The following is a 19,293-nucleotide window of genomic DNA, read 5'->3' on the forward strand; positions in this document are numbered from 1 at the left end:
AGGGGTTAAGCGTTGCCGATGGGCAGTTCTTTCAACATAGCGGCCACCGCATCGTCGGGCGTGAGGCGGTTGGCTTCGGCCTGAAAGTTCAGCAGCAACCGGTGGCGCAGTACCGGCGCGGCCAATTGGCGGATATCCTCGGCGGTAGCCGCAAAGCGACCGTGCAGCAGCGCGCGGGCTTTGGCGCACAGCACCAAGGCTTGCCCGGCCCGCGGGCCCGCACCCCAGCGGCCGTAATCCTGAATAAACTTAACCGGCGAGCCGGCCGGGCGCGTGGCACGCACCAGGCGCGTTACGTACAGCAGCAGCTCGGGGCTGATGCTTACCTCGCGCACCAGCTGCCGCAACTGGCGCAACTCCACGGCGCCAATTACCGGCTCGGGGTGGCCCACTGCGGTGCCCGTGGTGCCCTGCAGAATGGCCAGCTCCTCTTGCTCCGAGGGGTAGCCGATGCGGATATACAGCAAAAAGCGGTCGAGCTGGGCTTCGGGCAGCGGGTAGGTGCCGGCCTGCTCGATGGGGTTTTGCGTGGCCAGCAGGAAGAAGGGGTCGGGCAGCGGGTGCGTTTGGCCGGCGTACGTCACCTCAAATTCCTGCATCACCTCGAGCAGCGCCGCCTGGGTTTTGGGCGGCGTGCGGTTGATTTCGTCGGCCAGTACGAGGTTGGCAAACACGGGCCCGCGCATGAACTGAAACGAGCGGTGCCCGGTGGCGTGGTCTTCCTCCAGAATCTCAGTGCCCAAAATGTCGGTGGGCATCAGATCGGGCGTGAACTGAATGCGGCGGAACGACAAATCGGTAGCGGCGGCCAAGGTGCGCACCAGCAGGGTTTTGGCGAGGCCCGGTACGCCCTCGAGTAGCGCGTGGCCGCCGGCTAGCAGGGCTACTAGTACTTCGTCGAGTACCTCGTGCTGGCCCACGATTACTTTGCCGATTTCCTGACGCAGGCGAGGTAGCTTATCGAGCAGGTGGTGGAGTTCTTGTTCCGTCATGCGAGCAGAAGAGGTAAGCGAAGCGGTTTGGGTTGTAGAGGCAGACACTGGTGAGGGCAGGTTGATGGGCTAGCGGCGCGAGTTACGCCGTGAGGGCATACAGCAGAATATTGACGCCGAACTTGGTGTTGTCTTCGGCCAGAAAGCGTTTGTTGCGGAAGTCGTAGTCCCACTCGCAGCCGTAATCCTTGTTGGAATACAGCACCCCGATGCGGCCCTTTATTTCTACGGCCTTGAGGTAGTCATGAATCAGGTCGTCGCCCCAGCCGTTCAGCTCAAAGGTGGTGGCCGGTGGCCCGTCCTTGAACTTGAAAAACTGCGAGTAGATGGGGTGCGAGTTGGGCAGCTTTTTGAGGGCGCCGGCCCCAAAGCATTGGCGCATTTGCTCCTCAAACGAGCGGGCAAACAGCCCGTCGATGTCGTGGTTGCAGTCGTCGACGAACACAAAGCCGCCGTTGCGCACGTATTGCGTAAAGTTTTTCTTTTCGGCTGCCGTAAACTGCACCAGCCGGTGACCCGAGAGGTAGCAAAACGGGTAATTGAATAGCTCTGGCGAATCAAGAGCCACCACCTTCTCCTTGAGGTTCACCTTCACGGTGGTGTACTCGATAAGCGAGTGCAGCAGGTTGGCGGGCATGCGTTCGTCTACGGCATCCCAGTCGCCGGAACGGTAGCTGAGACGCACGAAGGTGAAAGGAGTGGGCACGGGAAGTAGTAACGCGGCGGGTATTGCCGCCAATGACACAAGCTAACCTAGGCAGGACGTACGGCCGCCTGCAACATTTTCGTTCTACAGCAGGCGCGGCCACCGGCAAAGTAACCATCCGAGGGCAAGCCCGAAAGCAAAATCGGCACAACTGCCGCCTGGGTGCCCGCGGCATCCTGCAATAGCCTGGGTTTTGTGCTAGTGTTCAGCCGCTTGGCGCAGTGCTGCGTACGTACACGAACTCTCTTCGCTCCGCTTACCTCACCGCTATGAAACGTACTGCTTTAATACTGCTGGGCGGCCTGCTCGTCGCCGGCTCGGCCCATGCCCAACTCGGCGTGAAAGCGGGCCTGAACGCCGCCGTGCTCGACGGCGACAACCTTTCGGCCCGCACCAAATTCAAAACCACGCACCACGTAGGTGTTTTCTACGAAACCAAAATCCTAGGTCCGGTCTCCATTCAGCCCGAGTTGCAGTACTCGTTGCAGGGCGGCAGCTTCAAGTCGGCCGTTACTAACTTCGATACCAAGCTGCACTACCTCTACGCACCGCTGGTGGCCAAAGTGCGCATTGCCCGGGCCTACGTAGAGGCCGGTCCGCAATTCGGCTTTTTGCTGAAAGCCCGCGAAGAGGGCGAGGTAGTGGTGGGCGAAGATGAGAACGGCGCGGCCGTAGTGGCCTCGCGCGCCCGCGACGCTTGGAGCCGCTACGAGAAAACCGACATGAGCCTGTGCGTAGGTGCAGGCTTTAAGCTCATCGGCGGCTTGTCGGTGGGCGCTAGGTTTGTGGCTGGCCTCAGCGACGTGAACGATGCCAACCGCATTACCGGCCTCAACGACGAGCGGCTGCGCAACCGCGTGGTGCAAGGTTTTGTAGCCTTTCAGCTGCCCTAGGTGGCTCGGCCGCCCGCGGTACCCAGGGCCAAGTGGCGGGGCTCACCCAAACATGCTATTGTAAAGGCGGCCGCAGCGCCGGAACTTGCGACGCTTTCTTACCTCTCGCGTCGTTTTCGCCATGAAAAAAATCCTGCTGTTGTTGCTGCTGAGCGTGTTTACGGGTGCCGCCGCCCAAGCCCAGTATTTCGGCGTGAAGGGCGGGGCCAACGCCGCTGTGCTCGACGGCGAACGGATATCGGCCAAGTCGGATTACAAAATCACCTACCACGCCGGCGTCTTCTACAATTACAACATCATCGGCCCGCTCTCTCTGCGGCCCGAGCTGCTGTACTCGCTGCAAGGCGGCGAGTTTAAGGGCGGGCAGGAGGCCTACGAAACCAAGCTGCACTACCTCAACCTGCCCTTGCTGCTCGACGTGAAAATTGGCCCCGTGCACCTGCAAGGCGGGCCGCAGTTTGGGGTGCTGCTCACGGCCAAAGAGGCCGGCGTGTTCCTGACGGGCTACTCGCCCACTGGGCAGGCCCAATACAGTAACCTGAGCGGCCAAGTAACCGACCAGTACAAGAAGCAGGACTACAGCCTGTGCGCTGGCCTCGAGTTGGAAGTGACCAAGAACCTTTCCCTAGGTGGCCGCTTCAACTCGGGCCTGAGCAACGTCGAGGACTTCGATGACATTCGCAGCGCCAACGACCCGCGCCTGAAAAACCGCGTGTTCCAGGGCTACCTCGCCATCCGGATGAGCAACAAGTAACAGCTGCCAACCCACCAAAAAAGCCCGGCCACCTAGGCCGGGCTTTTTTGTGCTAGTTTATTTTGCTGCCTGCTCCTGCAGGTGTTGGTTGTAGAGGCTGACGATGTTAGGCATATCGCCATAGCGAAACCCTTTCGCGCCTTGCAGAATCTGTTCCTTCACAGCCAAGCAGTCCTGCGTGTAGGTGCTCATTTGCTCCTGAAAGTCTTTGCGGCGCACGCGCTCCAATTTGTTGTTGTGCCGTACATACCATGTGCAGTCCGGAATTCCACTTAGGGCCCCCGTGAGTGCCGCAACACCTACGCCCATAAGCGGTACCGGAAACACCTTGGCATCAACGTACGCAAACAGCTCTACGGGTCCATCCACCACGCGGCGGGCCATTATTTGTGGGTGTGCGTCGTTGGGCAAGCGCATGGTTTCAAAGTAATTGCCGCGCACCGTCATGGAATGCAGCTTTTCTACTTTGGCAAAGGCCGGCTCCGGAAATGGGCGTACCTCAGGGCTGGAGTTGCGGTAGGGTACCGTGCCTTCGTACCCTAGCTCTTTCCAGGGTAAAAAAGCCCGAATGGTACGTCCGTCGGCAGCAACAACCATGGTACCCAGACCAAAACTTGCGGTGGGTTTGGTATCCTGCCACCGAAGCGAATCGGGCGGCAACTTGCGTTGCGCAAGGGCCGGCGCCAACGCCATCAAAGCAAGTAACAGAATAGAGATACGCAGCATAGGCAAGCAAAAAGCCGCCTCAACCACGAGGCGGCTTGTAAGTTAAGCGGTTCCGGGCAAGGGTTACACCGCGTCGGAAAGCGAGGTGAAGGTGAAGTCGCGGATCTTCAGGGGCGGCACCAGGTTGCCGCCTAGGCGCTGCGCCCGGCCCACGGCCTCAATGTTGTTCAGCATAATCACCGGCGACTCGTTGAAGCGCATGTTCTTCACCGGGTGCTTGATTTTGCCGTTCTCGATGTAGAAGGTACCGTCGCGTGTCAGGCCCGTTACCAGCAGTGTCTGCGGATCAACGTCGCGGATGTACCACAGGCGCGTTACCAGGATGCCTTTCTGGGTGCTCTTGATGAGGTCGGCCGTGGAGGCGGTTCCGCCTTCCATCACAAAGTTGCCGGTAAAGCCCGTGGGCGCCACCTTGTTTTTCTCGGCCCAAAAGCGCGAGTAGTACAAGTTCTTCACCACGCCCTTCTCGATGATGGGCAGCTTTTTCACCGGCAGGCCTTCGTTGTCGAACACGCCGCTGGGTGCCAGCAGGTTGGTAGGGTCGACGCTGATGCTTACGCGCGGGTCGAACAGCTTTTCGCCTTTGCGCGTGCCGCCGCCTTTTTTGCTCAGGAACGAGCGGCCCTCGTCGGCCTCGCGCGCGTCGAAGGCCCACACCAAGCGGTTAATCAGGCCTTCGTCGGATACCAAGGCGGCGGGCTCCAGAATTACGGTGTACTTGCCCGGCTCAATGGCCTTGGCGCTGACGGAAGCCGAGGCCTTGTCGGCGGCTACCTTGGTCATGGCTTTGGCATCGAACTTGGCGGCATCGGTAAAGTCGGCCACGGCGTAGCCCGAGCCGAGGCCGTCGGGCGTGCGCACCGTCACCGAAAAGTCGAGGTTGGTGAACTGCTGGTAGGCCTCCAGGCCCTTGCTGTTGCGGATGGCCGCAAAGCTTGCGCCGTCCTCCAGGTAGCCAGCGGCCGTGAGCTTGCGCGCTTCGCACAGGGCTATGCTGTCGCCGGCGGCCTGGGCCCGAAAATCGGGCGTGATGCCGGCCGTGCTTTGGGCAAACGAGTTGGCCGTGAGGTACTGCTGCGGACTGAGGCGCGGCATGTAGTCGGGGTCTTCGGGCGCAAGGCGGGCAATTTCCTCGGCGCGCTGCACGCAGCGGCGCAGCGTTTCGTCGTCGAACTGGTTGCAGGTGGCCACGCCCGAGCGGCGCCCAAACCAGCACTGCACCACCAACGACACGTTATCGGCCGCGCCGGCCGTGGTTACGGTGTTGCGGGCGTAGCGCACGTTGCCGGAGGTGCGGCCGTTCAGGTTCGCCTCGCACTCGTCGGCTTTCGTGAAGCTCATGACCTTCTTCAGAATGGTCTGAGCATCATCTTTTGATAGGATAGGCATTGGTTGCTGTTGAGAGAGGAGAGAAGAACGTGTAGCGCTGAGTGGCACTCGGCGCTGGCGCCGCAGGCGCCAATCCGGAACTGTGCCGCTCGGGTTAAAGCCGCGCAGTTCCGGATGGCCGCCGTGGACGGCCGCGCCGAGTGCCACTCAGCGCTACATGCCTAGATTTTGCGGGCCGTGTTGATGACGTTGACGCCGTTGAAGCGCGTGGTGGCCGAGCCGTGGCTCACGGCCGAGCTCTGCGAAGGCTGGCCTTTGCCGTCGTTGAAGAAGCCCACGAGGCGGTAGTCCGACTGGTCGCAGGTAGCGGCGCAGGAGTTCCAGAACTCCAGCGTGTTGGCCTGGTAGGCCACGTCCTCCAGCATGCCTGTGATTTTGCCGTTCTCGATGGCGTAGAATACCTGCCCGCCGAACTGGAAGTTGTAGCGCTGCTGGTCGATGGAGAAGGAGCCGTTGCCGGCGATGTAGATACCTTTCTCCACGTTCTTCACCATGTCGTCCACGCTCAGCTTTTGCGCGCCGGGGCGCAGGCTCACGTTGGGCATGCGCTGGAACTGCACATCCTGCCACGATTGCGCGTAGCAGCAGCCGTCCGATTCGTTCTGCCCCACGATGTGCGCCTGGTCGCGGATTTTCTGGTAGTCCACTAGCTTGCCGTCCTTGATCAGGTCCCACTCCTTGGTTTGCACCCCTTCGTCGTCGTAGCCCACGGCACCTAGGGAGCCGGGCTGGCGCTTGTCGGCCACAATGTTGACGAGCTTCGAACCGTAGGGCTTGCCTTGTTTTTTCCAGTCCAAAGTAGCGAACGAGGTGCCGGCAAAGTTGGCTTCGTAGCCGAGCACGCGGTCGAGCTCCAGCGGGTGGCCCACCGATTCGTGAATGGTAAGCCCGAGGTGATGCGGATCGAGCACAAGGTCGTACTTGCCCGGCGTTACCGATTTGGCCGTGAGCTTTTGCTTGGTTTGCTTGGCGGCCAGGGCAGCGTCCTCGAGGATGTCGTACGAGTTCTTGTAGCCGATAACATCGGAGCCGGCCGGGCCGGCAATCTTGTCCTGGGCTTTGGGGGTAAGGTACTCGTATCCCAGGCCCATGGAGGCGCTCAGGGCCTGCCGCGTCCGGAACTTGCCGGTGCTGCGGTCGACCACGGTAATGCCGAACGTGGGCCAAATGCGGTGGATGTCCTGGTCGATGTACGAGCCGTCGGTGGAGGCAAAATACTTCTGCTCGTTCACCTGAAACAAGGCCGAGTTCACGAACGAAGCGCCGTTCTCCATGGCCTTGGCGTTGGCAGCTAGCAGCAAGTCAACCTTCTGGGCAATCGGCACCTCAAAGGCGTTCTGCTGAATCGGCGCTTTCCACGACACCTCGCCGTAGCCTTTTTGCGGGGCCAGCTTCACGGGCTCCTTCTGGGCTTTGGCGTTGGCCTTGGCAATTTGCACCGCTAGCTGCGCGGCCTTGGCCAGGCCAGCTTCCGATACGTTGTTGGTAGCCGCAAAGCCCCAGGTGCCGTTGGCAATTACGCGCACCCCGGCGCCGTAGCTCTCGGTGTTGGCAATGTTCTGCACCTGCTTTTCGCGGGTAAACAGCGCCTGATTCAGGTAGCGCCCAATGCGCACATCGGCGTACGAAGCACCGGCCGATTTGGCCGCGTTCAGGGCCGCGTCGGCCAGGCGTTTATTAATAGCGGCGTCCATCACCGGATCGAGCAGGCGGGCCAGCTCTACCGGCTCGCCGGCCAGGCTCGGGAACGAAGGCAGGAACAGGGCACCGGCAGCCAGGCTGGTAAGGCCTACAAAGTCGCGACGTTTCAAGGTATTAAGGGTAAGGCGGTGAGAGGAGGGGGAGAAGTAGCTGGCTGGCGCATGGGTGCCAAGTAGGCACCTAGTGCTCAGTGCAAAAAGACCCCGCCCGGCCGGGCCGAACGGGGTCCGCAGCATGCGGCAGCGCTGTTGGCTTAAACAGCGTCCGACAGCGAGGTAAAGGTGAAGTCGCGGATCTTGAGTGGGGGCACGAAGTTGCCACCCAAGCGCACCGGGCGGCCAATGGCCTCCAGGTTGTTGAGCATGATAATGGGCGACTCGTTGAAGCGGAAGTTCTTCACCGGGTGCTTGATTTTGCCGTTCTCGATGTAGAACGTACCGTCGCGCGTCAGGCCCGTGTACAGCAGCGTTTGCGGATCAACGGGGCGGATGTACCACAGGCGCGTTACCAAGATGCCCTTTTGGGTGCTCTTGATGAGGTCGGCGGTAGAAGCGGTGCCGCCGGCCATGATGAAGCCGCTGGGGCCGGGAATGTCCGGAATACCAGCTTTTTGAGCCCAAAAGCGCGACGAGTACAGGTTCTTCACCACGCCCTTCTCAATCCAGGTAGTCTTCTGGCGCGGGCGGCCGTCGCCGGCAAACACCAGGCCCGGAATGTCGGCCGAAGTGGGGTCGGAGTAGATGGTAACGCGCTCGTCGAAAAGCTTTTCGCCTTTCTTGTTGCCGCCCCCTTTTTTGCTCAGGAACGAGCGGCCTTCGTCGGCCGAGCGGGCGTCGAAAGCATTCATCAGCGCACCCAACAGCGAGGCATCGGTGTTCGATACCAAAGCGGCGGGCTCCAGAATGACGGTGTACTTGCCCGGCTCAATGGCCTTGGCGCCTACCGAAGCAGCGGCTTTGTCGGCCGCAATCTGCGTCATGCGGCCCGCATCAAACTTGCTGATGTCGGTGAAGTCGCCGGCGGCGTAGCCCGAGCCGAGGCCGTCGGGCGTGCGCACCGTTACCGAAAAGTCGAGGTTGGTGAACTGTTGGTAAGCCTCTAGGCCTTTGTTGTTGCGCTTGGCAATAAAGCCCGATTCGTCTTCCAGGAAGCTAGCCGAGCTGAGCTTCTTCTGGTCGCACAGCTTAATGCCGGCCAAGGCTTGCGAGGCGCGGTAATCGGGCGTGATGCCGGCCGTGCTTTGGGCAAACGATGGAGCCGTGAGGTACTGCTGCGCACCCAGCATGGGCACGTATTCGGGGCTTTCGGGGGCCAGGCGGGCAACCTCTTCGGCGCGCTGCACGCAGCGGCGCAGGGTAGCGTCGTCGAACTGGTTGCAGGTAGCCACGCCCGAGCGTTTGCCAAAACGGGCCTCTACGGCCAGCGAAATATTGTCGACGGCACCGGCGGTGCTCACCGTGTTGCGGGCGGTCCGGATGTTGCCGCCGTTGGTGCCGTTGAGCGTGGCTTCGCACTCGTCGGCGGTGGTGAAGCTCAGCACCTTTTTCAGGATGCTCTGGGCTTCGTCACGGGAAAGAATGGCCATTGTAAAGGAAAGATCTTGAGGAGGAGAGAGGAGGAAGAAAGCTCCCCTCCTCAGCTGAGGAGGGGATGCGGCCACGCAGTGGACGCTGGGGTGGTTGGCGGGCGTCGGATAGTAACTACCTAGGCAAACAACGTCAGCAACGACGTTCAACCACCCCAGCCGCAGCTGCGCCGCGGCGTCCCCTCCTCATCTGAGGAGGGGAGTTTGGGGCTTACACCTTGCGGGCCGTGTTGATGACGTTGACGCCGTTGAAGCGCGTGGTGGCCGAGCCGTGGCTCACGGCCGATACCTGCGAAGGCTGACCTTTGCCATCGAAGAACGAGCCAAACAAGCGGTAGTCCGATTGGTCGCAGATAGCGGCGCAGGAGTTCCAGAACTCCAGCGTGTTGGCCTGGTAAGCCACGTCTTCGATCTGCCCGGTGATTTTGCCTTTTTCGATGGCGTAGTACACCGTGCCGCCGAACTGGAAGTTGTAGCGCTGCTGGTCGATGGAGTACGAACCGCGGCCGGCGATGTAAATGCCCTTGTCCACGTTCTTCACCATGTCGTCGACGCTCATTTTCTGGGCGCCGGGGCGCAGGCTCACGTTGGGCATGCGCTGGAACTGCACCGAGTCCCACGAGTCGGCGTAGCAGCAGCCGTCCGATTCGTTTTGGCCCACGATGTGCGCCTGGTCGCGGATTTTCTGGTAGTCCACCAGCTTGCCGTCCTTGATCAGGTCCCACTCCTTGGTTTTCACGCCCTCGTCGTCGAAGCCCACAGCGCCCAGCGAGCCAGGCTGCAGTTTATCGGCCACGATGTTGACCAGCTTCGAGCCGTAGGGCTTGCCTTGCTTGCGCCAATCGAGCGTGGCGAAGGAGGTGCCGGCGTAGTTGGCTTCGTAGCCCAGCACGCGGTCGAGCTCCAGGGGGTGGCCTACCGATTCGTGAATGGTGAGACCTAGGTGGTTGGGGTCGAGCACAAGGTCGTACTTGCCGGGCGTTACCGATGGGGCCGTGAGCTTGCCCTTGGCCTGCTTGGCGGCCAAAGCCGCGTCTTCCAGAATGTCGTACGAGTTCTTGTAGCCAATCAGGCCGGTGTCGGCGGGGCCAGCAATCTTGTCCTGCGCTTTCGGCACCATGTACTCGTAGCCCAGGCCCATGGGCGCGCTCAGGGCTTCGCGGGTTTTAAACTTGCCCGTGCCGCGGTCGACGGCCGTTACGCTGAAGTTCGGCCAGATGCGGTGAATATCCTGGTTGATGTACGAGCCGTCGGTGGAGGCGAAGTACTTCTGCTCGTTCACTTGGAACAAGGCCGAGTTCACAAAGTTGGCGCCGTTGTCGAGGGCCTTGGCGTTGGCAGCCAGCAGCAGCTCCACCTTTTGCGCCACGGGCACCTCAAAGGCGTTCTGCTGAATCGGCGTCTTCCAATTTACCTCGCCGTAGCCCTTTTGCGGGGCCAACTTTACGGGCTCCTTCTGCACCTTGGCGTTGGCTTTGGCAATTTGCACGGCCAGCTGCGCGGCCTTGGCCAGGCCTTGCTCGTTAAGCTGGTTGGTGGCCGCAAACCCCCACGTACCGTTGGCCAGTACCCGCACGCCGGCACCTAGGCTTTCGCCGTTGGCGATGTTTTGCACCTGCTTTTCGCGGGTGAAAACGCTTTGGTTGAGGTAGCGCCCGATGCGCACGTCGGCGTACGAAGCGCCGGCCGATTTGGCCGCGTTCAGGGCCGCATCAGCCAGGCGTTTGTTCATTGCCGCATCGAAGGGCTCGAGCAGGCGCGCCGCATCAACGGGCGTGCCGCCGAAGCCCGGAAAGCTCGGCAAGAACAGGGCGCCGACCCCTAGGCCGGTGAGCCCGACAAAATCACGTCGTTTCAAGTGGGTACTGGTTAGTGAATACGGTGAGGGAAGTTTAGTGGGAAAAGCCCGGAGTTGCAAAAAGAAGGACGAAATGACTTTGCCAAGGCTGCATAATGTTTGGCCACAACTCGCAGAAAACGCAACAGCCCCTCCGCGGCGGCAGAGGGGCTGTTGGCTAAATGTATTATTAAAGGCTAAGCTACCAGGCCGAGCAAGTCGGCTGCGATGCCGGGCCACGGCTGGTTCAGATCGATGGTAACAACGCGCATCGGAAACCCGCCTAGGGTATAGCGCAGGTAGGCCTCGTGTGCGGCGGCGGGGTATAGCAGCACGCCCTCGAGCTGCTGCCCGGCCCTAGGTGCCTGGTTTTGTAGGTAGGCAAAGAGCTGGTAGAGGTGCGGCGCAATCAGACGCTGCCGGTCGTAGTGCGGCTTAAGGGCCGCGGCGTAGTACTTGGTATCCAGAATGATTTTGCGCTCGGCTGATTCCAGCGAGGTGTCGGTAATCATGCTGGGCAGCAGCCCGAGGTCCTCGGGGCGCTCGGCTTCGGCTTGCCAGCTTATGGTTTCGGACAGCACGCGGTAGCGCCGCTGCTCGAGCCGGTAAAAGTTGCGCACAAACCGCTCGAAGATGCCGGCCATCAGCGTTTCGTCGCGGCGGAAATCGTGGAAGCGCGTGCGGCCTTCGGTGTCGGTATCGGGTAGGGCGGTGCGGTAAATCAGGTCGCAGATGTTGAGCAAAAAGCCCTCTTGCCCGGGCAGGCGCAGGCGGCGTACCGCGCGCAGCTCGTGGCGGGTAAAAGGTGCGGCTACCAACTCCTCCGGAAAGCGGGCCCGCAGGCGCCGCACCTCTTGGCGCAGCGCAGCCGACAAGTGGCGCGTGCGTCCCAGCACCTCCAAGGTGCCGGCCAGCAAGCGGTTGAAGGGCGTGTTGGGTCCTAGGTCGTCGTAAGCGCAAACGGCCCGGCCCTGCCGCAGCAAGTCGCGCGACAGGGTAGGGGCCAGCAGCACGCGGCCGCGCAGCTCGGTTAGTTCTTCCTCGTGCTCGGCATAACCTAGGGGCAAGCCCTGCTGCAACAGCCGCCGCGTGCCGGCCAGCAGCATGTGCGTAAGCAGCTCCAGCGGCCTATGAAAAGTGCTGGCCTCGAGGTGCTGCCACTCGCCTTGGCTGGGCAAGCGGTTCCAGGCGTAGCAGAGCAGGTAGTACAGGTTCTGGATGGGTATCACTGCAGTAGGCGCTGCTTGTGCGCGGCGGCCTGCGCCGGCTGATCAAACCAATAATCATCGAGCAGAGGCGCTATTTCCTGCTCCAGCACCAGCGCGAGCCAACCGGCAGCAGCGGCAGCATCGGTGGGCGGTTGGCAAAAGTAGCTGTGGCCGAGCTGGAAGTCGGTGCCCAGTTCGGGGTCGTCGGCTATGGTTTGGTTGAGCTCGTTGAGGCGGGCCAACAGGCGCTCCGTTACGGTGGTGGGTACGCCGCGTGCCTTCAACAATTGGCGCAACGGCTCGCCAAACTCGGGCTGCATTGGCACGAAGGCAAAGCGGCGGCGCAAGGCGTAATCGAGCGGTGCCAACGAGCGGTCGGCCGTGTTCATGGTGCCGATTACGTACAGGTTGTCGGGCACGAAAAACCTAGGGGCGTCGGCCGGCGAGTAGGGCAGGCGCACGGCATGCCGCGGCCCGCGCTTATCGGCCTCGAGCAGCACCAGCAGCTCGCCGAAAATGCGGTTCAAATGCCCGCGGTTGATTTCGTCGATGAGCAGCACAAAGGGGCGGTGCGGCTCCTGCGCGGCACGGCGGCACACATCGGGCAGCACGCCATCGGCCAGCCGGAAGCCACCCTGCCCATCGGGCCGAAAGCCCTGCACAAAGTCCTCGTAGCTGTAGCTCGGGTGGAACTGCACCAACTCGATACGCGCCTCGTCGGTGGCGCCCAGTAGCAGCCACGCCAGGCGGCGGGCCAGAAAGGTTTTGCCCGTGCCGGGCGGCCCCTGCAAAATCAGGTTCTTTTTCCGACCTAGGCCCGCCAGCGCATCGTCAAGCTTTTCAGCCGAAACAAAAAGCTCCCGCAAAGCCATGTCGCGGTCGTAGGGCTCGGCCGGAGCGGCGCCGTAAGCCGTGGGCGGTTCCTGGGCTTGCGGACTGGAGGCGGGCAGGGTTGCCGGTGCTGTGGCTTTTTTGTGGGTGGGCAGCGGCACTTCGTCGGCGGCCAGGCCGGTATAAAGCTGCTGCAAGGCATCCTGCGCGGCCACGTCGCCATCGAGCGGCGAATTAGCCAGCGTTGGGCGCTTCGTGGTTACGGTAAAGCTCAGGCCTTCGAGCACTTGGTTGGTGGGCGCCCCGGCGGGCAGCGGCCACTCGGCATCGGTTTGGCCTGTGGCTAGGCGGTAGGCCAGTTGCGCCACCGGGCGCGGCGGGTAGCGCCGGCCCCGAAACACCAAGTCGTACACGGTACTGGGCGTCAGTTCCGTGCCTTCGCGGTCGATCTGCTGCAGGGCACGCAGCACATGCTCGCGGGTAAGCAACGACAGGTCGGAAGGGGCAGTAGGAGTAGCGGCCATGCAAACGGGAAGGTACAGGCAAAACGCCAACTGGGCGGTAGTAGTTCGGCAACCTAAGTGCCCGCAAATGCCGCGCCCCGCACCAGCCTAGGGCCAGGTGCGGGGCGCGATGCGTAGGAGGCCGGCGGGCCTAGCGCTTGTTGCGCTGGTTGCTTTTCAGGCCCGGGTCGGCGTTGCGCTCGGGGTCGTGGGCTTTGTCGGGCGTGGGGTGCCGGTTGCTGGTTTTCATGGTATCGGGCCGCTGATCTTCCTGCTTCTTGCGGGCGGGGTCGTCGTGCGAGGGCGTGGCGGGCACGTTGGTTCGGTTCTTAGTCATGGTTGTGGGTGGTTTTGGGTGAAACCATACCTAGGTGTACGCACCGCAGCGGCGGGTGGTTAGCTGCGCAACAAATTGATCATCAGTATAGATGAGCTTGCGTGGCCGACGCCCCTCCGTAGTTGCCTGCTCTCCTGCGGCCACCAACGGCACCCGCTACCTAGGGCTAAAACGCCCAGCCCACGTTCAGGCCCGACGATATCTTCAGCGGCGTTTCCCGCTCGCGCGTGCCGGTGTAGTTGTCGTTCTGGTCGTAGGTTTTCTCGGTTTTGTGGCGGTAGCCGAGGCCGGTGAACAGCTCTACCGCCAAGTGGCGGCCCAGCACGGCTTGGTAACCAAACAGCGCGTTGAAGTTGCGGTTGACGGTGCGGCTGCCCACTTTGTAAGCGAAATCGGGCGCCTCAAAGGTGTAGTGGGCTCTGGTGTAGGAAAAGTGCGGCGACACGTAAAAGCCTTCCGGCGCCTGCCGCCGCTGGCCTAGGTAGTGCTTGTACTGCAACTGGTAGCGGTGGCCCGTAGTGCGCGTTTTCACATCCGTCCAGACGACGCGCGCGTGCCCGGCGGCCGCAAATGCTGTCATGATGGTTGCGCTCAGGGCTGCTTCGCCGATAAACGTAAACGGGTAATTGGTGCCCAGGTAAGAGTAGCTGCCCATCAGGCTGCCGTGTTGGCTTACTACCCGTTCGTATCCGAGGCGAGTTTCAACCGAAAACGGCTCCTGGCCGTGGATCCAACCGAGCGGGGCAATTTTGATGATGTTGCGCGGGGCCGAAGCCGGCGACGAAGCTGGCGCAACAGGGCCAGAACCGCCTAGCAAACCGCCTCCTAAAGCAGCGGCCAACAAAAACGAGGGCATAAAGACAAGTATTTTATATAGGTAAAAATAGATGTTTTTGCCGGGTTAGGGCGCTTTTTCTTTCGATAAGACAGTTGAGCTGGCACTTAATCGATAAAATACTGTAATGTTTAACTTTTTAGGTATAAAGGTTAAACATAGGCGGCGGCAGTTTAGTATACGATCTGCTTTCGCCCTCAAGTATGAAACTGCCGTTACTCGACCGCATCGTTCGTTTGGCTCCGCTGGGAGCCGCCGCAGCGCCCCCCGATGCCGCCGCCGCGGCCGTGGTGCAGCGCTTGTGCGAGGCATTGCCCGAGTTGTTGGCCGCGGCCGTAATCGAGCTGCAAACCGGCCGACTGCTGGCTAGCCACTCGCAGCAACGGGGCCTCACCCTAGGGCGCGCCGCCCAACACCACGCGGCCATTGTGCGGCAAAAGCAGCAAGCCGTAGCGGCCCTGCGCCTCGAGGGCGAACAAATTGCCGACATCCTCATCAGCACCCGCGAGCAGCTGCACCTGTTGCGCCTGCTGCCCGGCGGACAGCGCCTGCTATACCTCGCCGTAAGTGCCCACGACACCAATCTGGCTGTGGCCCGCAGCGTACTGCACGACGTGACTGCCTAATCTGTTTTTCCTCAACTCTTTCTTCACCAACGTATGGCGTACTCCTCTACTAACCCGGCCGGCAAGGCCGTCGAAAACATTATCAACGATTTGCCCCAGCTGATAGCCGTTGCCGTTGTCGATACCCAATCGGGCATGACGTTGGCCTCGCACAGCAACTCGCCTTCGCTCAACCCCGAAACGGCCGCGGCCTACAACACCGAGGTAGTAAAGCAAAAGCAAAAAGCCATGGCGGCTTTGAAACTGCAAGGCGAAACCATCGACGACATTCTGATTTCGCTGACCAATCAGCTGCACCTCATCAACCTCGTCGACGGCGGCAAGAAGTTTATTTACCTGGCCGTAAACGCGCGCGATACCAACCTGGCCATTGCCCGCGACGTGCTGCGCCAGCAAAGCGAGCTGCTGAAATAACCCACCCGTAGTTGCCCGGGGCTGCGGCCCCGCCCTAGGTGCTCAAGCGCGCTGTTGCGCTTTGGGCCGGCTGCCCTATTGCCTTTTCCCTCAGCTGTTAGCTGCTCCTTCGCTTCGCAATAAGGCGGTTGTTTGTCTGCGTTTTTCCGGGCGGGGCGCCCAGGTGCCCCGCCGGGGTTTATTCATCCACCACTTTTACCGCATTGCTTATGAAACTGACAGCTTCCCCCTTCCATCCGCAAACCGGCGAACTGCTGCCCGTGTACCGCGACGCGTACCTGCGCGGCGATTTGTCGCGGCAGCACACCGCCGCCGTTGATGCCTACCTGAAAGCCAACCGCGCGCTGGCCGACGAAACCTTGGGCCGCTTCTACGACTTGCGCCAGCAGGGCGAAGCCGTGCGGCCCTTGGGTTGGGTGGGGCGCCAGCTCGAGCTCATGCGTACCGAGCCCGAGCGCCTGCGCCGCCGCGCCGCCGTGCTGGTAGCCGGGGCGGTCCTGGCCGGCGGAGCCGTAATGGCCAATGCCAACCTGCCGAACCGCAACCTGCCCGAAAGCGCGCCTGCCGAGTTGGTAGCCCCCGCCGCCGAGGCCGCCAGCGCGGCGCGCTTTGTAACGGTGCGCGGCCGCGTACTAAACGAAAACGGCCAGCCGCTGGTGGGCGCCACTGTGCTCGATAAAACCACTGGCCTAGGTGTCGGCACCGATGCCCAGGGCAACTACGCCCTGCGCCTGCCCGCCGGCGAGGCGGCCCGGTTGCAGTTCGGCTACGCCGGCTACACCGAAGAAGAACTGCCCCTCGACGCCCGCTACACCCGCACCGTAACGCTGCTCCCGCGCGAAGAAGCTTCCGTGCGCAAAGCCCGCCGCTGGTGGATTTTCTAAGCCCGCACACCCGTTGCTGGCTACCGTACAGCGCGTAACTAGTGCAACAAAAAACCCGCAGCGCCCTAGGTGCTGCGGGTTTTTTGTTGGCCTGGGGCCTAAGCGCTTACTGGTACTGAATGTACAGCGGCTTGGGGTCCAGCTCGGCCAGTACTTCCTTGGGCGTCATCATGTGGTGCGGCGCCGGGCGCGGGTCGTACTCGTAGAACAGCTTGAAGCCGGTGTACTGCACGGGCTCCTTCACGATGTAGTCGCGGTACGAGTCCTTTTTCAGGATGGGGTTGCCCCAGCCGTCCATGTGCATTACCACCTGCACGCGCGGATCGAGCTTGATGTTCTTGTAGTTCGTAATCATGCCCTGCGTAAAGCGGTGCACGATAAGCACCTTCGGGGGTAGCTTGTTTTCGGCCACGATGCGCGCCAGGAAGTTGATGGCGTAGTTCACATCCTTGGCGTCGTAGGTGCCGATTTTGCGGTTGGGCTTCACCTTCTTGGTTTTCAGGGCAAACTCCGGGTCGATGCCCAGGTGAATGTCCGGCGACTTCAGGTACTGCTCCAGCTTGGGTAGCTCCGATTCCAGGTCGCTCCAGCCCACCTGCACGTCCAGAAACAGGATGCAGTTGTTTTCGCGGGCCCACTTAATAACCTCCTCAATAGTGGCTTTGGAGTTCATCAGGCGGTACTTGCCGTCCTTGCCGGGGCTGCCTTGGGCCGTGATGGTTACGTTGTGCAAAGCCGGCTGAACAGGTATCGAGGGGTCGGCTGCTTGCCACTCCTTCTGCACCTTCCGGAACTTGGCCAGCATTTGCTCTTTGGGTTCGCGGCCCAAAATGCCCATGCCCTTGGAGCGAATGTTGCCGTAGAACGCGATGATGCGCTTGCCCGGCAAAATAGAGCCCGGCAGCTGTCCGCTGGCTTTCACAATGGAATCGGCCTTGAGCGAATCGCGGCGCATGGCCTCGCGCTTCAGGGCCACCGTATCGACAACGGCCGGTTTGGCGGCAGCGGCCTCGGCGGCCTCCGCAGTGGCGTTGCCCTCGGCGTCGGTGCGGGTGCCGCAGCTGGGCAGCAGAGCGGTAAGAAACAGGCCCAGTGCCGGAAGCACGACAGCCTTTAAGCGGGAAGCGTAAGCGAAATCAGTCACTAGCAAGCGGTTGATGGGCAGAAGACTGTCTCAAAGTTAGGGCCTTTTTCAGGAACCCTTCCGCCGAAAGCGCTTTGGCCGGGGTAAATCGGTGATAAAAAACCGGCCGGCCCCACAAGCAGGGCCGGCCGGTTCAGCCCGGCTGGGTTATAGTGCAAACGAAATGGGAACGGTGTAGGCAACCCGAACGGGCCGGCCGTTTTGCTCGCCGGGCGTCCAGCGGCCGGGCAGCGCTTCTACTGCCCGCAACGCAGCCTGGTTCATGGCATCGGCTAGGGGCTGCTGGGCTGCGTCGGCCGCTTCGATGCCTTTTAATACTTCGGCACCGCTTAGCTGGCCATCGGGCTCTACCACAAAATTCACAAATACCTGACCGGTAAGCTTTGCCGCGGCGGCCTCGCTAGGATACCTAACGGAAGCAGCCAAGTCCTTCATCAGGTGCGCTATGCCGCCCGGGTACTCGGGCATTTTATCAACGCTGGTGTGCACCTGATCGGTGCCCTTGTACATCGGCGGAGCCGGGGGCGCAGGCGGCGGAGCCGGTGCCTCGGGCGCGGCCGGGGGCGGCGGTGGGGGAGGTGGCGTACCCAGCGAGTTCATCTTCTCGCAGGCCAGTAGCAGCAGCAGCGAGGCGGCTACGGGCAGTACGGCCCATTTGCGCCAGGTCGCGGTGCGTTGGAGGTGGTGCAGCATACGAATGCGATTCAAGGTGTTGGAAGTGGCGAAAGAGTGCGCGAGTACCGGGGCCGAGCGCCACGCGTTGGTAGCCTGCCGGGCAAGCAAACCGGCGTAGCTGCCGGGAGTAGCGGTGCGCTGCCGACCTAGGGCTGCAGCATCGGCGAGGTACTCGTGGGTAAGCTCCAGGGCGCGCAAATACAGGTGCATAAGCGGGTTGAACCACAAGGCAGCGCGCCAGAGCTCAAGCCACAGGCGGTCGGCGCTATGGCCCTGGCGCACGTGGGCCAGCTCGTGCATCAGCACCTGCTTGGCCTCGGCCTCGGAGAGCGGGGCGGTGTCATCCCAATACACGGTGTGGGCAAAGGAGCTTATTGGCAACTGCCCGCCCGTGAGGCGCAGCGTGTAGCCAAGCCGGGCCACCGCGGGCAGGCGCCGGGTAAGCAGCCATAGCTTGCCCAAGCGCAGGCCGAGCAACAACAAACTTAGGGCCGCGCCGCTTACATAAAGCAGCAAGGGCCAATTGGTTGTGCTGGCCGCAGCTTTTTGGGTTGCCCCTACGTGCAGCATCGGCAACACCGCCGTGGGCATGCCTACCTGGCGCACGGCCATGGTTACCGGCCACCATTGCTCCCAAGGCAACAGCGGCGCTACGGCGGCCAGCAAAGGCGTAAGCAGCAAATAGGCGCGGTTGTAGCCAAAGCACGACTCGCGCCGGAGCAAGGCCCAGTACAGCAGCCAGCAAGCACCCAGGCACAGGGCGCTTTGCCACATCCAATTAAGCAGGCTTGGCATCGTCATCGTTGGTGCGGGGCGGTTGGTTGAGGTCTTGCTGGGCGTGGCGCAGCAGCTCGTCGAGTTGCTGCGCGGTCAGGTTTTCTTCCTTGGCGAAAAATGAAACCAAGCGGCCGAAGGAATTGCCGAAGTACCCGCCCAGCAGCTTGCGCAGCGAGTGGCGGCGGTAGTCGTCCTGCGCTACCAAGGCGTGGTAGCGGTGGGTGCGGCCGAAGGCCTCGTGGCCTACATAGCCTTTCTGCTCCAGAATGCGGATGATGGTGGACACCGTGTTGTAAGCAGGTTGTGGGGCGGGCATTTCAGCCAGCACTTCTTTCACAAAGGCCGGACCTAGGCGCCAAAGCACTTGCATTACCTGCTCTTCGGCGCGGGTTAGTTCGGGTAGTTTTTCCATGGGCGACATCGATATGCTAAACGTATAACTAATAATTTAGTTTAAAAACTAATTGTGTAGTTGA

General features: G+C 61.7%; 19 protein-coding genes. 5 read left to right on the forward strand and 14 right to left on the reverse strand.

Translation table 11 applies throughout. The annotated features are described in order from the left end of the window. Positions 1–5: 5 nt before the first annotated feature. Entirely contained in the window at positions 6–992 is a 987-nt protein-coding gene (locus D3Y59_RS14420; protein WP_119445678.1) for an AAA family ATPase, read from the reverse strand. 82 nt (positions 993–1,074) lie between these two features. Further along, a complete protein-coding gene (locus tag D3Y59_RS14425; protein WP_119445679.1) occupies positions 1,075–1,698 on the reverse strand; it encodes a DUF4159 domain-containing protein in 624 nt (207 codons plus the stop codon). Positions 1,699–1,967: 269 nt separating this feature from the next. On the opposite strand from D3Y59_RS14425, the gene D3Y59_RS14430 reads away from it, so the two are divergent. Then, the gene (locus D3Y59_RS14430) at positions 1,968–2,591 is read left to right on the forward strand and encodes a porin family protein (protein ID WP_119445680.1); all 624 of its coding nucleotides are present in this window, start codon (positions 1,968–1,970) and stop codon (positions 2,589–2,591) included. A gap of 121 nt (positions 2,592–2,712) precedes the next feature. Continuing rightward, the gene (locus D3Y59_RS14435) at positions 2,713–3,345 is read left to right on the forward strand and encodes a porin family protein (protein ID WP_119445681.1); all 633 of its coding nucleotides are present in this window, start codon (positions 2,713–2,715) and stop codon (positions 3,343–3,345) included. Positions 3,346–3,402: 57 nt separating this feature from the next. Here D3Y59_RS14435 and D3Y59_RS14440 read toward each other — a convergent pair whose 3' ends face one another. The 9 genes from D3Y59_RS14440 to D3Y59_RS14480 form a co-directional block, all read right to left on the reverse strand. Continuing rightward, complete coding sequence (locus tag D3Y59_RS14440) at positions 3,403–4,071, reverse strand: hypothetical protein (protein WP_119445682.1); 669 nt, start codon at positions 4,069–4,071, stop codon at positions 3,403–3,405. 63 nt (positions 4,072–4,134) lie between these two features. Next, positions 4,135–5,460, reverse strand: coding sequence for a TldD/PmbA family protein (locus tag D3Y59_RS14445; RefSeq protein WP_119445683.1), 1,326 nt, complete (start codon positions 5,458–5,460; stop codon positions 4,135–4,137). 161 nt (positions 5,461–5,621) lie between these two features. Further along, entirely contained in the window at positions 5,622–7,271 is a 1,650-nt protein-coding gene (locus D3Y59_RS14450; RefSeq protein WP_119445684.1) for a TldD/PmbA family protein, read from the reverse strand. Between the two features lie 143 nt (positions 7,272–7,414). Next, entirely contained in the window at positions 7,415–8,746 is a 1,332-nt protein-coding gene (locus tag D3Y59_RS14455) for a TldD/PmbA family protein (protein WP_119445685.1), read from the reverse strand. A gap of 211 nt (positions 8,747–8,957) precedes the next feature. Then, positions 8,958–10,604 (reverse strand): TldD/PmbA family protein, encoded by a 1,647-nt coding sequence (locus tag D3Y59_RS14460; RefSeq protein WP_119445686.1) that lies wholly within the window; start codon positions 10,602–10,604, stop codon positions 8,958–8,960. A 176-nt stretch (positions 10,605–10,780) separates the two neighbouring features. After that, positions 10,781–11,812, reverse strand: coding sequence for a 5-methylcytosine restriction system specificity protein McrC (locus tag D3Y59_RS14465; RefSeq protein WP_119445687.1), 1,032 nt, complete (start codon positions 11,810–11,812; stop codon positions 10,781–10,783). Next, a complete protein-coding gene (locus D3Y59_RS18385; protein ID WP_162910807.1) occupies positions 11,809–13,146 on the reverse strand; it encodes an AAA family ATPase in 1,338 nt (445 codons plus the stop codon). Before D3Y59_RS18385 ends, D3Y59_RS14465 begins: the two co-directional genes overlap by 4 nt. A 130-nt stretch (positions 13,147–13,276) precedes the next feature. Continuing rightward, positions 13,277–13,462, reverse strand: coding sequence for a hypothetical protein (locus D3Y59_RS14475; protein ID WP_119445688.1), 186 nt, complete (start codon positions 13,460–13,462; stop codon positions 13,277–13,279). Positions 13,463–13,628: 166 nt separating this feature from the next. Beyond that, on the reverse strand, positions 13,629–14,318 hold the full coding sequence (locus D3Y59_RS14480) for a DUF3575 domain-containing protein (protein WP_119445689.1): 690 nt from the start codon (positions 14,316–14,318) through the stop codon (positions 13,629–13,631). A 182-nt stretch (positions 14,319–14,500) separates the two neighbouring features. Between D3Y59_RS14480 and D3Y59_RS14485 the strand changes: the two genes are divergently transcribed. The 3 genes from D3Y59_RS14485 to D3Y59_RS14495 all read left to right on the forward strand — a co-directional run bounded on the left by D3Y59_RS14485 (position 14,501) and on the right by D3Y59_RS14495 (position 16,221). Continuing rightward, entirely contained in the window at positions 14,501–14,923 is a 423-nt protein-coding gene (locus D3Y59_RS14485) for a hypothetical protein (protein WP_119445690.1), read from the forward strand. A 33-nt stretch (positions 14,924–14,956) separates the two neighbouring features. After that, the gene (locus D3Y59_RS14490) at positions 14,957–15,337 is read left to right on the forward strand and encodes a hypothetical protein (protein ID WP_119445691.1); all 381 of its coding nucleotides are present in this window, start codon (positions 14,957–14,959) and stop codon (positions 15,335–15,337) included. A 209-nt stretch (positions 15,338–15,546) separates the two neighbouring features. Continuing rightward, positions 15,547–16,221, forward strand: a complete 675-nt coding sequence (locus D3Y59_RS14495; RefSeq protein WP_119445692.1) for a carboxypeptidase-like regulatory domain-containing protein — start codon at positions 15,547–15,549, stop codon at positions 16,219–16,221. 106 nt (positions 16,222–16,327) lie between these two features. Here D3Y59_RS14495 and D3Y59_RS14500 read toward each other — a convergent pair whose 3' ends face one another. The 3 genes from D3Y59_RS14500 to D3Y59_RS14510 all read right to left on the reverse strand — a co-directional run bounded on the left by D3Y59_RS14500 (position 16,328) and on the right by D3Y59_RS14510 (position 19,229). After that, positions 16,328–17,365: a hypothetical protein gene (locus D3Y59_RS14500; RefSeq protein ID WP_119445693.1), complete on the reverse strand. Its 1,038-nt coding sequence runs from the start codon at positions 17,363–17,365 to the stop codon at positions 16,328–16,330. A gap of 147 nt (positions 17,366–17,512) precedes the next feature. After that, positions 17,513–18,841 (reverse strand): TonB family protein, encoded by a 1,329-nt coding sequence (locus tag D3Y59_RS14505; RefSeq protein WP_119445694.1) that lies wholly within the window; start codon positions 18,839–18,841, stop codon positions 17,513–17,515. Continuing rightward, the gene (locus tag D3Y59_RS14510) at positions 18,819–19,229 is read right to left on the reverse strand and encodes a BlaI/MecI/CopY family transcriptional regulator (protein ID WP_119446496.1); all 411 of its coding nucleotides are present in this window, start codon (positions 19,227–19,229) and stop codon (positions 18,819–18,821) included. Before D3Y59_RS14510 ends, D3Y59_RS14505 begins: the two co-directional genes overlap by 23 nt. Positions 19,230–19,293: the final 64 nt, after the last annotated feature.

The sequence above is a fragment of the Hymenobacter oligotrophus genome (assembly GCF_003574965.1).
Lineage (GTDB): Bacteria > Bacteroidota > Bacteroidia > Cytophagales > Hymenobacteraceae > Solirubrum > Solirubrum oligotrophum.

Coding starts and splice junctions, on each gene's coding strand:
- D3Y59_RS14430 (WP_119445680.1), top strand. CDS start 1,968: ATGAAACGTACTGCTTTAATACTGCTGGGCGGCCTGCTCGTCGCCGGC.
- D3Y59_RS14510 (WP_119446496.1), bottom strand. CDS start 19,229: ATGGAAAAACTACCCGAACTAACCCGCGCCGAAGAGCAGGTAATGCAA.
- D3Y59_RS14455 (WP_119445685.1), bottom strand. CDS start 8,746: ATGGCCATTCTTTCCCGTGACGAAGCCCAGAGCATCCTGAAAAAGGTG.
- D3Y59_RS14495 (WP_119445692.1), top strand. CDS start 15,547: ATGAAACTGACAGCTTCCCCCTTCCATCCGCAAACCGGCGAACTGCTG.
- D3Y59_RS14445 (WP_119445683.1), bottom strand. CDS start 5,460: ATGCCTATCCTATCAAAAGATGATGCTCAGACCATTCTGAAGAAGGTC.
- D3Y59_RS14490 (WP_119445691.1), top strand. CDS start 14,957: ATGGCGTACTCCTCTACTAACCCGGCCGGCAAGGCCGTCGAAAACATT.
- D3Y59_RS14505 (WP_119445694.1), bottom strand. CDS start 18,841: ATGACGATGCCAAGCCTGCTTAATTGGATGTGGCAAAGCGCCCTGTGC.
- D3Y59_RS14475 (WP_119445688.1), bottom strand. CDS start 13,462: ATGACTAAGAACCGAACCAACGTGCCCGCCACGCCCTCGCACGACGAC.
- D3Y59_RS14480 (WP_119445689.1), bottom strand. CDS start 14,318: ATGCCCTCGTTTTTGTTGGCCGCTGCTTTAGGAGGCGGTTTGCTAGGC.
- D3Y59_RS14440 (WP_119445682.1), bottom strand. CDS start 4,071: ATGCTGCGTATCTCTATTCTGTTACTTGCTTTGATGGCGTTGGCGCCG.
- D3Y59_RS14485 (WP_119445690.1), top strand. CDS start 14,501: ATGAAACTGCCGTTACTCGACCGCATCGTTCGTTTGGCTCCGCTGGGA.
- D3Y59_RS14435 (WP_119445681.1), top strand. CDS start 2,713: ATGAAAAAAATCCTGCTGTTGTTGCTGCTGAGCGTGTTTACGGGTGCC.
- D3Y59_RS14420 (WP_119445678.1), bottom strand. CDS start 992: ATGACGGAACAAGAACTCCACCACCTGCTCGATAAGCTACCTCGCCTG.
- D3Y59_RS18385 (WP_162910807.1), bottom strand. CDS start 13,146: ATGGCCGCTACTCCTACTGCCCCTTCCGACCTGTCGTTGCTTACCCGC.